The organism is Salipiger sp. H15, from assembly GCF_040409955.1.
In the GTDB taxonomy this organism is placed as follows: Bacteria; Pseudomonadota; Alphaproteobacteria; order Rhodobacterales; family Rhodobacteraceae; genus Salipiger.
The window spans coordinates 545,022-558,696 of the sequence record NZ_CP123384.1 but is presented as its reverse complement, the minus strand read 5'-3'; the positions used below and the strand labels follow the sequence as shown (position 1 = coordinate 558,696).

12 protein-coding genes and 1 other RNA gene are annotated in these 13,675 nt (G+C 69.1%); 3 read left to right on the top strand and 10 right to left on the bottom strand.

The annotated features are described in order from the left end of the window. Positions 1 to 2: 2 nt before the first annotated feature. The 3 genes from PVT71_RS02715 to PVT71_RS02705 all read right to left on the bottom strand — a co-directional run bounded on the left by PVT71_RS02715 (position 3) and on the right by PVT71_RS02705 (position 4,409). Positions 3 to 917 carry a glycosyltransferase family A protein gene (locus tag PVT71_RS02715; protein WP_353472961.1) on the bottom strand — a complete coding sequence of 305 codons (915 nt, stop codon included), beginning with the start codon at positions 915 to 917 and terminating at the stop codon, positions 3 to 5. Between the two features lie 307 nt (positions 918 to 1,224). Further along, positions 1,225 to 3,873 (bottom strand): ATP-binding protein, encoded by a 2,649-nt coding sequence (locus PVT71_RS02710; protein ID WP_353472960.1) that lies wholly within the window; start codon positions 3,871 to 3,873, stop codon positions 1,225 to 1,227. Between the two features lie 26 nt (positions 3,874 to 3,899). Further along, entirely contained in the window at positions 3,900 to 4,409 is a 510-nt protein-coding gene (locus PVT71_RS02705) for an oxidoreductase (RefSeq protein WP_353472959.1), read from the bottom strand. Between the two features lie 368 nt (positions 4,410 to 4,777). Here PVT71_RS02705 and PVT71_RS02700 point away from each other — a divergent pair, with 368 nt between their 5' ends. After that, positions 4,778 to 5,440: a response regulator transcription factor gene (locus PVT71_RS02700; protein WP_353472958.1), complete on the top strand. Its 663-nt coding sequence runs from the start codon at positions 4,778 to 4,780 to the stop codon at positions 5,438 to 5,440. 135 nt (positions 5,441 to 5,575) lie between these two features. Here PVT71_RS02700 and ffs read toward each other — a convergent pair. The 5 genes from ffs to PVT71_RS02675 all read right to left on the bottom strand — a co-directional run bounded on the left by ffs (position 5,576) and on the right by PVT71_RS02675 (position 9,276). Continuing rightward, positions 5,576 to 5,674, bottom strand: an RNA gene (gene ffs / locus PVT71_RS02695) — signal recognition particle sRNA small type. Positions 5,675 to 5,739: 65 nt separating this feature from the next. Then, positions 5,740 to 6,501: an ABC transporter permease gene (locus PVT71_RS02690; RefSeq protein ID WP_353472957.1), complete on the bottom strand. Its 762-nt coding sequence runs from the start codon at positions 6,499 to 6,501 to the stop codon at positions 5,740 to 5,742. A 91-nt stretch (positions 6,502 to 6,592) separates the two neighbouring features. Next, positions 6,593 to 7,390, bottom strand: a complete 798-nt coding sequence (locus PVT71_RS02685) for an ABC transporter ATP-binding protein (RefSeq protein ID WP_353472956.1) — start codon at positions 7,388 to 7,390, stop codon at positions 6,593 to 6,595. A gap of 63 nt (positions 7,391 to 7,453) precedes the next feature. Then, the gene (locus PVT71_RS02680; protein ID WP_353472955.1) at positions 7,454 to 8,458 is read right to left on the bottom strand and encodes an ABC transporter substrate-binding protein; all 1,005 of its coding nucleotides are present in this window, start codon (positions 8,456 to 8,458) and stop codon (positions 7,454 to 7,456) included. A gap of 131 nt (positions 8,459 to 8,589) precedes the next feature. Then, a complete protein-coding gene (locus PVT71_RS02675; protein WP_353472954.1) occupies positions 8,590 to 9,276 on the bottom strand; it encodes an HAD family phosphatase in 687 nt (228 codons plus the stop codon). Positions 9,277 to 9,414: 138 nt separating this feature from the next. Here PVT71_RS02675 and PVT71_RS02670 point away from each other — a divergent pair, with 138 nt between their 5' ends. Next, complete coding sequence (locus PVT71_RS02670; RefSeq protein ID WP_353472953.1) at positions 9,415 to 9,726, top strand: antibiotic biosynthesis monooxygenase; 312 nt, start codon at positions 9,415 to 9,417, stop codon at positions 9,724 to 9,726. On the opposite strand, the gene PVT71_RS02665 is transcribed toward PVT71_RS02670, so the two are convergent. Continuing rightward, positions 9,680 to 10,294 (bottom strand): histidine phosphatase family protein, encoded by a 615-nt coding sequence (locus PVT71_RS02665; RefSeq protein ID WP_353472952.1) that lies wholly within the window; start codon positions 10,292 to 10,294, stop codon positions 9,680 to 9,682. The two genes, PVT71_RS02670 and PVT71_RS02665, sit on opposite strands and share 47 nt — an antisense overlap. Positions 10,295 to 10,338: 44 nt before the next feature. Beyond that, positions 10,339 to 12,312 carry a bifunctional 2',3'-cyclic-nucleotide 2'-phosphodiesterase/3'-nucleotidase gene (locus tag PVT71_RS02660; RefSeq protein WP_353472951.1) on the bottom strand — a complete coding sequence of 658 codons (1,974 nt, stop codon included), beginning with the start codon at positions 12,310 to 12,312 and terminating at the stop codon, positions 10,339 to 10,341. Positions 12,313 to 12,665: 353 nt separating this feature from the next. Between PVT71_RS02660 and nudC the strand changes: the two genes are divergently transcribed. Next, complete coding sequence (nudC, locus tag PVT71_RS02655; protein WP_353472950.1) at positions 12,666 to 13,637, top strand: NAD(+) diphosphatase; 972 nt, start codon at positions 12,666 to 12,668, stop codon at positions 13,635 to 13,637. Positions 13,638 to 13,675 lie beyond the last annotated feature (38 nt).

Genomic DNA, 13,675 nt, shown 5'->3' with positions numbered 1-13,675 from the left:
GGTCAGCGCGCGAAGAGCGCGTTGCGCAGCGGGCGCGGCAGCACCGAGGCGATGAGCGCGCTGCTCAGCACACAGGTGCCGTGGACCGGGTTCGAGAACCAGCCGCGCGGGCTCGTGGCGCAGCCCGAGAGGCCGAGGCGCAGGGCGCGCAGGCCCGGAGCGCCGGCGCGCAGGGCACGGGAGGCGAGCAGGCGCAGGTGGGTGGCCTCGCTGCGGGCGCTGCTGTGGATGCCGTAGCGCGCGGCGCTGACCAGCGCCTGCAGGCGGCCGGCCTTCATCGCGCCGAGGTCGGAGGAGAGCCCGCCCGCGGAGGAGCGGTAGGTGACCAGAACGTCGTCGATGCCGACCACCTTCGCGCCGTCGCCGATCAGCCGGACCAGCCACTCGAGGTCGCCGTTGTGGGTGATCTCGGTGTTGAAGCCGCCGCTGGCGAGGAAGGCCTCGAGGCGGATCGCCATGTTGGACATGGTGCCGACCGGGTTGTCGCTGAGCAGCGGGGCGAGCGTCAGCGTGCCCTCGTAGGGGCCGGAGAGCGTGCCGGCGGTGCGGCCGTCGGAATAGACGATGCGGCCGAAGCAGGCGTCGGCGGTCTCTTCCTCGAAGAAGGCGTCGAGGCGGGCGAGTTTCTCGGGGTGCCAGGTGTCATCCGCGTCGAGGAAGGCGATGATCTCGCCATCGGCCTCGGTGAGCGCCATGTTGCGGGCGGCGCTCGGGCCGACACCCTCGTTCTTCATCAGGCGGAAGCGCAGGTCGATCCCGGCCATCGAGGCGGCGATCAGCCGGGTGTCGTCGCTGGAGCCGTCGTCGATGATCAGCGCCTCCCAGTCCTGTTCCGTCTGGGCGAGCAGGCTCTCGATGGTTTCGGCGATCGTGGCCTCGGCGTTGAAGCAGGGAATGACGACGGAAAAGCGGGGCATCTTCGGGCATCCTTCTCTGCGGGGCAGGATCGAGAAACGGGTTGGCGGGGGGCGCGTCTTGCGTCCGATGTCCAATATTTACCCGTGGTTCCGGGATCCTGTCCTTCGCGCCGGAGGGGTGCGGCATGGGGCAAGCGGGGAGAGACCTACCCGGTCGGATAGGGGCTCTACCCCGCGCCCGGGAAGAGCGCGGCAAGACTGTGACGAAGCTGGTGCGGGAAGTGGGCGAGGGGCGGGGTCGGGCCCCGGAGGGCGGCTCTGCGACTCGCGGCCGGGCAGGGCGATTCCCGCCCGGTGCCTGCGCGGATCAGGCGGCCTCGAGCCGGGCCTCGAGCGCGAGGCGGCTTTGCTGCCAGAGATCGGCCAGCGCCTCGAGCTCTGCCTTGGAGGGCAGCTCGCCGGTCTTCACCTGCGTCTCGATCCGTCCGAGCGCCCGGCGCAGCGCCTCGACGCCGAACGGGCCGCAGGAGCCGGCGCATTGATGCGCGACCGCCGCAAGGTCGGGATCATCGGGCGTGGTCTCGGCCAGCGCGGCGATGTTGCGGTCCATCTCGGCGAAGAACCGTTCGAGGAGCTTGCCCGCCGCGGCGCGCGGAACCTCGGTGAGGAAGGCGTGCAGGCGGGCCTCGTCGAGCAGCTCGGGCGCGGCCTCGGTGGCGCGGGCGGGGCGGGCGGTGGTGCCGAGCGGGGCCGGGGCGGGGCCGGCGGCGGCCGGCGCGGGCGCTTCGGCGAACTCGGCCTCGTCGGGGATCGCCGGGATCTCGCCCGACATCACCTGCGCCAGCGTGCGCAGCAGCAGCGGCCGCTCGATGGGCTTGGTCAGGCAGGCGCTCATGCCGACCCGGCGGAAGCGGTCGCGCTCTTCGGGCAGGGCGTGGGCGGTCAGCGCGATGATCGGCACGGTGGCGCAGGCGCCGTCGCCGCTGCGGATGTGGCCCGCGGCGGTGGTGCCGTCCATGACCGGCATCGAGATGTCCATGAGGATCGCGTCGTAGCGGCGCAGCGCGGCGCAATCGACCCCGGCCTGCCCGTTCTCGGCGATGGTGACCTTGTGGCCCTCGCCCTCGAGCATCTCGCGCACGATGAAGCGGTTGATCTCGTTGTCCTCGACCAGCAGCACGTCGAGCGGACGCAGCGGCTTGTCGGGGCAGTCGCCGGGCTCCTCGTCGATGACCTCGACATCCGGCGCGGGCGCGAGCCGCACGCGGATCCAGAACAGGCTGCCTTCGCCGGGTTCGCTCTCGGCGCCGATCTCGCCGCCCATGAGCCGCATGAAGCGCCGCGCGATGCCGAGCCCGAGCCCGGTGCCACCCGCCTCGCGCGCATAGGAGGAATCGAGCGTCTCGAAGTCCTGGAAGATGCGGGTGAGGTCCTTCTCGGCAATGCCGATGCCGTTGTCGATGACGCGGAACTCGACCTCGGTCTTGGCCGCGTCGAGATATTCGACCTCGACCTCGACCGAGCCGTCGCGGGTGAACTTCAGCGCGTTGCCGACGAGGTTGAGCAGCACCTGCCGCAGACGCCGGGCATCGCCGATGGCGCCGTCACCCTCGGGGCCGCACCAGCGCCAGTTGAGCTCGTTGCCGTAGGTCTGGGCCAGCGGCTGCGCGGTCTCGACGAGCCCGTCGAGCAGCCGGTTGATCGAGAAGGGCGCCTCTTCGGCCTTCATCTTGCCGGCCTCGAACTTGGCGAGGTCGAGCACGTCGTTCACCAGCTCGAGCAGCAGCCGCCCCGAGCTTTGCATGCGGTCGAGAAGATCGCCCTGGCGCGCGCTGAGGCTGTGGTCGCGCATCAGCTGCATGGCGCCGAGCAGGCCGTTGAGCGGGGTGCGCATCTCGTGGCTCATGACCGCGAGGAATTCGGACTTGGTGCGCTCGCCGGCCAGCGCGCGGTCGCGCGCCTCGGTCAGCTGCTCCTCGGCTTCCTTCCAGTTCGAGATGTCGCGGATGTAGAAGACGTAGAGCGCGTTGTCGGCCTCGGCGCGGTCGGCGGAGATCTCGGCGGGGAAGAGATGCGCGTTCCGGGTCTGCAGCGTGATCTCGAAATGTCGCTCCTCGGGGCGCGGGCGGCGGTGCTCGTCGACGAAGGCGAGCGAGCCGGACTGGTGCCGCGGCAGGGTCTCGGCCGGAACCATCAGCTCCAGCGCCAGCCGCCCCACGGCCTCGGCGCGGGTATAGCCAAAGAGCGCCTCGGCGGCGGTGTTGAACTCGCGCACCACGCCCACCTCGTCGGTCACCACGATGGCGTTGGGCGAGGTCTGCACGATGGTCTTCATCCGGGTGCTGGCGAATTGCAGCGCGTCGGCGCGCTTCTGCGCCAGCCGGAAGAGGCGGAACATGGCATAGGCCAGCAGCGTCAGGCCGATGAAGAGGGCCAGCAGCACCGCGGCGATGTAGATCATCAGCTCGGTGATGCCCTCGCGGCGCGAATCCGAGACCTCGGCAAAGGCCGAGAGCGCCGCCAGCGAGAAGGCGCGGACGTCGGCGGTGACCTGTTCGGACTGCGCCAGCAGTGTCGGCAGCTCGGCGAGGAACTCCTGGTCGGGTCCGTCGATCAGCGGGACGGTGTTCTCGAGGAAGTCGAGCACCCGCATGCGCGGCGCCGAGGATTGCACGGATTCGCGCAGGGCGTGGAACACCCGCCCGCTGCTCATCGTCACCATGCGGCTGTAGAAGATGTCGAACCGGCGGCGCACGTCCTCCATGGCGGCCGGATTGTCCTGCGCCTCCTTCATCGAGAGGCGGAACTGCAGGAACTCCACGTCGGCCTGCGCGAGGCTCCACTGCAGGTTGTCGGAGTTGGCGACGGAGAAGTCGTCGATCTCGCGCAGGACGAGCCAGCCAAGCCAGACGACGAGCCCGACGCAAAGCAGAAGCGCCGCAGCCGCCCCCCCGGTCTGAACGAGCGTGGTGCGGCTTTGGGTTGTGGTGTCGTCAGGCAAGTTCAACTTGATCATGCCTCCAAGGGCATGAACCGCGCGGCCTAGTCAAGGACGATGATGCGGTCCAACTGCCAGATAGCGCGGGAATAAATCTGCTCGGTCTGGTACTCGGGCTTCTGGTCGAACGGGTAGACGATCCAGAGCGGGCCCTTGTTGCGCACCGGCATTTTCTCACCGTCGTTGAGGAAGGCGACGATCGGGCCGCCGTCGACCCAGTCCTCGCGCGGGATGTTCACCGCGTAGTCGTTGATCGCCGTCGCCTTGATCTCGTCGCCCGTCGCGCCCACCAGCGCCATCAGGTCGCTCAGTTGGACGCCGGTGAAGGTCTGCTCGCCGTCGGTCCAGATGGTCTTGGTGGTGAAGGTCACCGTGTCCATGCCTTCGAGCATGGAATAGTCGAAGGTCGCCGTGCCATCGCCATTGGTGTTGGTGATCTCGCCGCTGACCACCAGGATGGGGTCATCCGCGGGCGTCGCGAGCTCTTCCGCCGCCAGGGGCGTGGCGAGAAAAGCAAGAGCGATCACGGCGCGCAGAGGCGGAAGACGGAACATTGGACGACTCCTTGGTGGTTGGGCGAATACTGTCACATGCGCGACAGAAGCGGTATCGGGGCAATCGGAGGACCCCCTATCCGTCCGGGTAGGGAGTGGAATCGGCGCTTCAATAGGCGGGATTTTCGGAAAGCACAGCCTTTCCGTAGGGGCCGCTTCGGCGGGGCAGGCGGGGCGATACAGGCGCATGTGGCGGAGATTGGCCCGTTCTTCCGCACCAGTCGCGCAACCTGCCGCGAGGGCATGCGGTGCAAAGTGGTCACACGCCCTTCTTTGTCCATAATTTAACCGCAATCCGCCGGTTATTTTGCTATTTGTTTAGAGAATGATGGCCGGCGATTCGCCGGGAGGTTGCAGGGAGACGGAACATGATCGCACAGCAGGCGGCGCAGGTGGTAACCAGATCGGCCAATGTGCTCCGCGTTTTGATCGCCGATGACCACGACCTTCTGCGGGACACCCTGCAGATCTTCCTTGAAGGGGAAGGGACTTTCGAGACCGTCTGCGTCGCGAGCTACTCCGAGGCGGAGGCGCTGGTGAAGTCCGGCGAGCAGTTCGACCTCGTGCTGCTCGACTACTCGATGCCGGGCATGAACGCGCTCGAGGGCTTCCACAAGATGCGCGCGCTGGAGGGATCGCACCGCGTCGCGATCATTTCCGGCACCGCCAACCGCGACGTCGCCGAGCAGGTGCTCGAGGCTGGCGCCGCGGGCTTCCTGCCCAAGACGCTGTCGGCGAAGTCGCTGGTCAACGCCGTGCGCTTCATGGCGATGGGCGAGCAATACGCGCCGCTCGACTTCATGCGCCAGGAAGAGGCCGCGCCGAGCCATCCCATGGCCGAGCGCCTGTCCCCGCGTGAACTCGAGGTGCTCGAGGGGCTGACCCATGGTAAGTCGAACAAGGAGATCGCCCGCGATCTCGACATCCGCGAGCCGACGGTGAAGCTGCACGTGAAGACGCTCTACCGCAAGATCGGCGCGTCCAACCGCACCCAGGCGGCGCTGCTGGCCAAGGAAGCCGGGCTGTTCTGAGCCGCTCCCCTCGCAGCAAACAAGACGACGCGCCGGCCCAGCCCGGCGCGTTTTTCGTTTGCGCGGCGCGGAACGCTCAAGCCGCGGCGGCGCGCGGATCGCTGCGCCGGGTGCATCTTGCGGAAATGGGGGGAGAGGTGAGAGGCTGGACAACGACCCAAGCGGGGCTCGTTACGGCTGCTTCCTTCCGGACCTGACCGGGTTGGCGAGGCGCCTGCCCGCGCCAACCTCTCGAGGGGGGATATAGGCCCTCGGGCCGGGGGACCGCAAGGGGGAGGTTCAGAGATTTTTCCCCGCGCTCAGCCCTGCGGCCGCTCGGCCCAGCCGGCGAAGATCTTCTCGAGCGCGACCACCACGTAGTAGAGCACGATACCGAGGAAGGCCAAGGCGATGAGCACCGCGAACATCAGCGGGTAGTCCGAGTTGGTCTTGCCGGAATCGAAGAGCGCGCCGAGGCCGCGGCCGTGCGGGCTGACGATCTCCATGAGGTTGGTGCCGATGAAGGCCAGCGTCACCGCCACCTTCAGCGCGCCGAAGAACTCGGGCAGGGTCTTCGGCAGGGCGATCTTCCAGAAGATCGTCGACTGGCTGGCGCCGAGCGAGCGCAGGATGTCGCGGTACTCGGGCTCCAGCGTCGAGAGCCCGATCGAGACCGAGACGGCAATCGGGAAGAACGAGATCATGAAGGCGATGAGCACGGTGTTGAAATCGTGCATGCCGACGAACATCAGCGCGACGATCGGCACGACGGTGGCCTTGGGGATGGCGTTGAACCCCACCAGCAGCGGGTAGAGCGCGTCGCGCATGGTGCGCGAGAAACCCATGACCATGCCGAGCGCGGTGCCGAAGACTACCGCGAGCAGCAGCCCCACCACGGTGCGCCAGAGCGTCTGCCAGCCCATGGTGAGGAACAGGCTCCAGTAGCGCTCGTAGGCGGGCAGGAGATCCGAGGGCGAGGCCATCTTGTAGTTGGGCCAGCCCATGGCCCAGACCAGCGCCTCCCAGAGCGCGAGGAAGATCAGGATGGCGAGGCAGGGGACGGCGATCTGGCGGAAGGTCATGTCTGGCTCCGCTGCGCGGCCTGACCGGCGGGGGCGCGGGTTTCGGCGGCGGGATGTGCGTATTTGGAAAGAGAAGAAGCGGCAGGTCGCATCAGGCGGGCGCCGTCTCGGCGGGGGCGCGGCCCTGGGCGATCTCGATCTGGTGGCGCAGGGTGGCGAGCATCTCGGCGGCCTCGGGCGTGTAGAGATGCGCGATGTCGCGCGCGCCGGTGGTGCCGGTATCGAGGGTGAACTGGGTGCGGGCCGGGCGCCCCGAGAGCACCACGACCTGGTCGGCGAGGTAGATCGACTCGCGCAGGTCATGGGTGATCAGCACGCCGGTGAACGGCTCCTTCTGCTTCACCTGGTGCAGGGTCTGCCAGAGGTCCTCGCGGGTGAAGGCGTCGAGCGCGCCGAAGGGCTCGTCGAGGATCAGCACCTCGGGGCTGTGCACCAGCGCCCGGCAGAGCGAAGCGCGCTGGCGCATGCCGCCCGACAGTTCGGAGGGGCGCTTGTCCTCGAATCCCTCGAGCCCGACGAGGGCGAGCAGGTAGCGGGCGCGCTCTTCCTGCTGCTTCCGGCTGAGCTTGGTGGGCACGATCTCGAGCGGCAGCATGACGTTCCGGAGGATCGAGCGCCATTCCAGCATCACCGGGTTCTGGAAGGCCATGCCGACGGTCGAGCGCGGGGTCTTCACCTTCTCGCCGTGCAGCCAGACCTCGCCCTCGTCGGGCTTCAGCAGCCCGGCGACCAGCTTGGTCAGCGTGGACTTGCCGCAGCCCGAGGGGCCGACGACGGCGACGAAGCCGCCCTCGGGCACGGACAGCTCCAGCCCGTCCAGCACCGGCAGCGGGCCAAGCGCGGTCTTGTAGGCGTGGCGCACGCCCTTGATCTCGATGAGGTTCGTCATGTCTTGCCCTGAATGGCGCGCGGGGCGGGCGGGCCGCCCCTGCGCGTGTCGGTGGTCAGGCGGTCACTCGAGCGGGAAGCCGCCCTCGGGCAGGTAGGCGCCGGTGAAGTAGAGCGCCGCGTCGGGCTCGTGCTGGAACTCGTAGGTCAGCTTGATCTGCTCGAGCGAGCTTGCCATGCGCGCGTCGTCGATCGGGCCGAAGCCGTTCGCCTTTGTCCAGTCGGTGATCACATTGGCGTCGAGCGCCAGCTCGAGCCGGCGGGTCTCCAGCTCGGCATCCGAGGCGGGGTTGCGCGACATCAGGCTTTCGACCGCGGCAGCCGGATCGGCGGCGGCCTCCTTCCAGCCCGCGGCGACGGCGGCGAGGAAACCCTTCAGCAGCTCCTCGTTGGCGGCGGCCCAGTCGGTGTTGACGATGATCGCGTTGCCGTAGAGGTCGACGCCGTAATCGGCCATCAGGATGGTCGAGATGTCGGCCTCGTCGACGCCGAGCCGCGCGGTGTTGAGGTAGGAGGTGAAGGAGAAGCCGGTGATCGCCGCCACCTTGCCCTCGGCCAGCATCGGCTCGCGGGTCGGGAAGCCGACGGGCTCGATGGTGATCTTCGAGGTGTCGAGCCCGTTCTCGGCGGCGAAGATTGGGAACTGCGCCCAGGCGCCATCGGGCGGCGGCGCGCCCAGCACCTTGCCCTCGAGATCCTTCGGCGCCTCGACGCCCAGCGACTTGCGGCCGATGATGGCGAAGGGCGGCTTGTCGTAGATCATCATCACGGCGGTGACCGGCGCGCCGGGGTTCTGGTCGAGGAACTTGATCAGCGAGTTGATGTCGGCAAAGCCCACGGGGAAGGCGCCGGTGGCGACCTTGGGAATGGCGTCGAGCGAGCCCGAGCCGGCGGTCACTTCCACCGCGAGGCCGGCCTCCGAGAAGTAGCCCTTGTCGATGGCGACGAAATAGGGCGCCGCGGGGCCCTCGAATTTCCAGTCGAGCGCGAAGGGCAGGGCGGTTTCTGCTTGGGCGGCGGCAGCTGCGGCCATGAGGCCTGCGGCCAGCGCGAAGGCGCGGGGGGTCATCGTGGTCTTCCTCCGTGTTGCGGCGGGAGACCCGCCATGTTTTCCGGCGTGTTTCTCACGCGTTGCGGCGATCTTGACCGGAAAAGCGGCGGAGGAAAGGCTTGATCGGGCGAAGCGCCCCGGCGTGGCTGCTACATTTTGACCGAATGATCAAAATCTAGGCGCAGCGGCAGCCCCGCGGCCAGCGCGCCCTCGATCAGCGTGGCGGCGAGGTGGTGGGCGTGCAGCCCGTCGCTTGCCAGCATGTCGGGCACCTGCACCACCCGCATCCCCGCCGCGCGGGCGCTGGCGGCGCCGGTGTCGCTGTCCTCGAAGGCGAGGCAGGTCTCGGGCGCCCGGCCGAGTGCCTCGGCCGCCAGCAGGTAGGGGTCGGGCGCGGGCTTGGGGTTCTCCACGTGGTCGAAGGCGATGACCGCGGCGAAATGCGCCCGCAGCCCGGCGAGGGTGAGCTTGCGCTCGGCCTCCACCGCGCCGGAACTGGTGGCGACCGCCATCGGCAGGCCAAGCGCGGCGATCTCCTCGACGAGCAGCACCGCCCCCGGCTTCAGCGGCAGGCCCTCGGCCTCGCGCAGGGCGATGCTCTCCTCGCGGATCGCCTGCACCAGCGCCGGCTGGTCGAGCGCGCCGTAGCTCTCGCGCAGGGCCTCGGCGACGGCGTTGCGGTCGCGGCCGATCAGCCCCTCGAGAAAGCCCGGCGCGACGGCGACGCCGAAGCGCAGGAAGGCGCGCCGCCCGGCCTCGAGCGCCACGCGCTCGCTGTCCACCAGCGTGCCGTCGAGGTCGAAGATTACGGCGGCAAAGGGAAGGATCTGGGTCATGGCGGGTCTCTCGGTGCTGTGAGGCGCCATGTGACCTGTCGCGGCGGGGAATGTCGAGACGGTCATTTCATGCTATCATGCGCTCCCTTGAGGCAGTCAGACACCCCGGAAACCTCGTGAAATCAGGAGGGTGGTTCGATGATCATGCGCGTCTTCCAGGTCGTGACCCGGCCGGGCAAGGAAGAGGAATTCGCCGAGTTCTTCCACAATGTCGCGATCCCGCTGCTGCGCCGCACGGAGGGAATCGTCGAGGTGCTGCCGGGGGCGGCGCGGCCGGAGAGCCCGCGCGAGTTCTCGGTGATCATGGTCTGGCGCGATCTCGCCTCGCTGAAGGCCTTCGTCGACGAGGACTATTCCCGCCCCTACGTGGATCCGGCCGAGGAGGACCTGGTCGAGAGCCGCCTCATCCGCCATTACGAGCTGGTCGAGGGCGGGGTGGTCCGGCGCTGAGCGATTCCATCGGCTGCCAGGGTGACAGCACGGCGCGCGGCGTCCAGGTGAAGGCGAAGTGATTGCCGCCGCCCGGCCCCTGGTCATGCGCCCGGCTGATCGGCGTGCCGGCGAGCGCGCACCAGAGCAGCGTGCCGACCCCGCCGTGACCGACGAAGAGCACGTCGCCCTGCGCGGGCCCGTCAAGGCAGGCGGCCACTTCGGAGAGGATGCGCGCCTGCGCGTCGACGGCGCGCTCCCAACCGCGCACGGAAGTCTCCGGCTCGGCGAAGAAGCGGCTCGCCACGGCTTCGAACTCGGGCGGCGGCAGGAAGCCGGTGGCGCTGCGGTCGTTCTCGTGCAGGGCGGGGCGGACCTCGACGGAAAGGCCGAGCGCCTCGGCCAGCGGCCGGGCCGTCTCGAGCGCCTTGGTCTCATCCGAGGAGACGATCCGCGTGGTGCCGCGCAGCGCGCCGCTGGCGGCCAGCGCGGCGACCCTCGTCCTGCCCGTGTCGCTGAGGTGCCAGCGCGGCACCTCGCGCGCCGGGTCGACGACGATCTGCGGGTGGGTGAGGTAGCGGCAGGGCATGGCGGCATGGAAAGGGAGCGCGGCAAGGCGCCCCCTCCGGTGGTTCAGAGCTTGATGCGGAACTGCGCGTAGCCCTCGGCGGTGTCGCCCGCATCCTCGATGTCGAGCGCGACGCTCTGCAGGTAGTCGCGCGCCTTGGGTCCGGTCTCGAAGAGAACCGTGGTGCCCTCCATCGGCGCGAAGCTCCAGTTGCCGTCGGCGCTCGGGTTGATGGTGCCCTGCTCGACGATGTAGCGCACGATGACGTCGCGGTTGGTGTCCGGCGCCTCGAAGACGATGGTGTCGCCGGTGCCGGGGAAGCTGCCGCCGCCCGAGGCACGGTAGTTGTTGGTGGCGATGATGAACTCGGCGGCGGGGTCGACCGGTTTGCCGTCGAAGGCAAGGTCGACGATCCGGTTCGTGCCCTCGTTCACCACGTTGCCGTCGCGGTCGAACATCGCCGGCTGCGACAGATCGATCCGGTAGGTCACCCCGTCGATCACGTCGAAGTTGTAGCTCGGGAAGTCGGTGTTGAGCAGCGCTGCATCGGTGCTGCCGGGCGTGATCTGGTTGAACATGCCCGCCGACCGCTCGAGCCAGCCCTTGAGCTGCGCGCCGGTCACCTTCACCGCGCGCACTGTGTTGGGATAGAGGTAGAGGTCGGCGACGTTCTTGATCGCCACCGGGCCCGCCGGCACGTCGGTGTAATACTCCGGCCCGCCGCGGCCGCCCGCCTTGAACGGCGCCGCCGCCGAGAGGATCGGCAGCCCCTCGTGCTCGGTGCCCTTCAGCATCTGCGCGATGTACCAGCTCTGCGCGATCGACACGATCTGCACCGAGGGATCGTCGGCCACTAGCGCGAAGTAGGAATAGAGCGGCGCCGAGGTCTCGCCCACGGCGCGGCGCACGTAGTCGAGCGTGGCCTCGTGCTCGGGGCGGATCGAGGCGAGCACCTCCTCGTCATCCCCGACCAGCGCGGTGATCGAGCGGTCCTCGCCGCGCTGGTAGATCGGCCGCGCCTCGGAGGTGGTGGAGACCACGCGCCATTCGTTGCCGTCACGCTCGAGCAGCAGGTCGATGAGCCCCATGTGCGAGCCCCAGAACCCGCCCATGACCGCGGGCTTGCCATGGATCGTGCCGGCGGTGAGGTCGATCGCCTCCTGCCCGTCGTAATCGGCGGAGGGGAAGACGAGGTGGCTGTGCCCGGTCACCAGCGCGTCGATGCCCTCGACCGCGGCCAGCGGCACCGAGGCGTTCTCCATCCCGTCCGCGCGCTGCGCCGCGCCGATGCCGGAATGCGACAGCGCGATGATGATCTCGGCGCCCTCTTCCTTCATCTGCGGCACGAAGGCCTCGGCGGTGGTGACGATGTCGCGGGCCATCACGTTGCCCTCGAGGTGCTTGCGGTCCCAGTTCATCACCTGCGGCGGGGTGAAGCCGATGATGCCGACGCGAATGGGGTGGGTGTTGCCGGCGCCGTCAGTGATCTCGCGGTCGAGGATCACGTAGGGCTTGAACAGCGTCTCGTCCTCGCGCGGGGTCGCGCCCTGCGTCTTAGCGATGTTGGCCAGCACGATCGGGAAGTTCGCGCCCGCAGCGGATTTCTCGAGGAAGCCGAGCCCGTAGTTGAATTCGTGGTTGCCGATGGTGCCCGCGTCGTAGCCGAGCGTGTTCATCGCGGTGATGACGGGGTGCATGTCGCCGTCCTTCATGCCGCGCTCGTAGGCGATGTAGTCGCCCAGCGGGTTGCCCTGCAGGAAGTCGCCGTTGTCGACCAGCAGCGTGTTGGTCGCCTCGGCCCGGATGCTCTCGATGATCGAGGCGGTGCGCGCGAGGCCCACGGTGTCGACCGGCTTGTCGGCGTAGTAGTCGTAGGGGAAGACGTGCACGTGCAGGTCGGTGGTTTCCATGATGCGCAGGTGCGCCTGATTGGCCGCGGCGCGGGCGGAATAGGGGTGCAGCACGATCAGCGCGCCGGTGGCGGCGCTGCCGGCGAGGAATCTGCGGCGGCTGATCGGGGTTTCGGAACGCGTGCGCATCATGCTCTCCTTCATGCGAAATCGCTGCCGGGAATAGTGCAGCTTCAAGACAGTCTTGCAACGCTCCCGTCCCGCGGAGTTCCGCGCGGCTGGATGACCAAACGGCAACCGCCGCAGCGCTGTGCAGCGCGCCTGCGGCGCCCGGGGCGGGGCCCCAGTGCGTATTTGCAAAGAGAAGAACGGGAGGCTGCCTGCTTCTTCTCTTTCCAAATACGCCGGGGAGCGCGAGGGGCAGCGCCCCTCGCCCTTGCGCCGATCGGGTCCGCGCCGCGCCGGGGCGGGGCGCCGTGGCGCACCGGTTGCCACTTTCCGCAGTGCGTGCCATGGCTTGCGCACCCATCAGGAGGCACGGCATGCGGCAGGCGGAAGAGGTGACATTCGGCGGATCGGGGCTCGACCGGGCGGCGGAGCTGCGCGGCGACATTCCCGGTCTCGCGGCGCTGATGCAGCGCCCCGGTGCGCGCGGCGTGGTGTTCTGGCGCGGCAAGCCGCTGGTCGCCGACGAGGCGCCCGGCGAGGGGCGCGCCGAGCTCCTGCGCCTGCCGCTGGGCCACCCGCTGCTCGGCGCGGCGCGGGCGCGGCCGGTGCTGCTCGGGCGCGAGGAAGGCGAGGTGGTGCTGGCCTATGACATCTCGGCCTGGGAGCCCGACGCACCGCAGCAGGAAGGCTTCGTCGACCAGAGCGTGCAGACCCACCCGGACGCGCCCTCGGAGGCGCGTTTCGTCGAGCTGCGCACGTTGCTCGTCGCGCTCAACCCGCGCGATGCCGAACTGGCGGCCACCGCCAAGGCGATCCTCGGCTGGCACGACACGCATGGCTTCTGCTCGCGCTGCGGACAGGTCTCGGAGGTGACGCAGGCGGGCTGGCAGCGGGTCTGCCGCGCCTGCGGCGGGCAGCATTTCCCGCGCACCGACCCGGTGGTCATCATGCTGATCACCCGCGGCAACGCCTGCCTGCTTGGCCGCTCGCCGGGCTGGCCGGAGGGCATGTATTCCTGCCTTGCCGGCTTCATCGAGCCCGGCGAGACGGTCGAGGCGGCGGTGCGCCGCGAGGTGAAGGAGGAGACCGGGGTCGAGGTCGGGCGGGTCGCGATGCTCAGCAGCCAGCCCTGGCCCTGGCCGGCCTCGCTGATGCTCGGCTGCCGCGGCGAGGCGCTGAGCGAGGAGATCACCATCGACCCGGTCGAGATCGAGCATGCGCAATGGGTCAGCCGCGAGCGGCTCGCCGATGCCTTCGCCGGGCTCGAGCCGGGGATCGTGCCCGCCCGCCGCGGCTCGATCGCCAACCACCTGCTGCGCAACTGGCTTGCGGACCGCCTCGATTAGGACATGATGCGCCGGTAACGAGTGACGATAGGGTGAAC

Bases quoted from the DNA above. Each gene is read 5' to 3' on its own strand.
- PVT71_RS02700 (WP_353472958.1), top strand. From the start codon at position 4,778: ATGATCGCACAGCAGGCGGCGCAGGTGGTAACCAGATCGGCCAATGTG.
- PVT71_RS02660 (WP_353472951.1), bottom strand. From the start codon at position 12,312: ATGCGCACGCGTTCCGAAACCCCGATCAGCCGCCGCAGATTCCTCGCC.
- nudC (WP_353472950.1), top strand. From the start codon at position 12,666: ATGCGGCAGGCGGAAGAGGTGACATTCGGCGGATCGGGGCTCGACCGG.
- PVT71_RS02670 (WP_353472953.1), top strand. From the start codon at position 9,415: ATGATCATGCGCGTCTTCCAGGTCGTGACCCGGCCGGGCAAGGAAGAG.
- PVT71_RS02705 (WP_353472959.1), bottom strand. From the start codon at position 4,409: ATGTTCCGTCTTCCGCCTCTGCGCGCCGTGATCGCTCTTGCTTTTCTC.
- PVT71_RS02690 (WP_353472957.1), bottom strand. From the start codon at position 6,501: ATGACCTTCCGCCAGATCGCCGTCCCCTGCCTCGCCATCCTGATCTTC.
- PVT71_RS02685 (WP_353472956.1), bottom strand. From the start codon at position 7,390: ATGACGAACCTCATCGAGATCAAGGGCGTGCGCCACGCCTACAAGACC.
- PVT71_RS02680 (WP_353472955.1), bottom strand. From the start codon at position 8,458: ATGACCCCCCGCGCCTTCGCGCTGGCCGCAGGCCTCATGGCCGCAGCT.
- PVT71_RS02665 (WP_353472952.1), bottom strand. From the start codon at position 10,294: ATGCCCTGCCGCTACCTCACCCACCCGCAGATCGTCGTCGACCCGGCG.
- PVT71_RS02710 (WP_353472960.1), bottom strand. From the start codon at position 3,873: ATGATCAAGTTGAACTTGCCTGACGACACCACAACCCAAAGCCGCACC.
- PVT71_RS02715 (WP_353472961.1), bottom strand. From the start codon at position 917: ATGCCCCGCTTTTCCGTCGTCATTCCCTGCTTCAACGCCGAGGCCACG.
- PVT71_RS02675 (WP_353472954.1), bottom strand. From the start codon at position 9,276: ATGACCCAGATCCTTCCCTTTGCCGCCGTAATCTTCGACCTCGACGGC.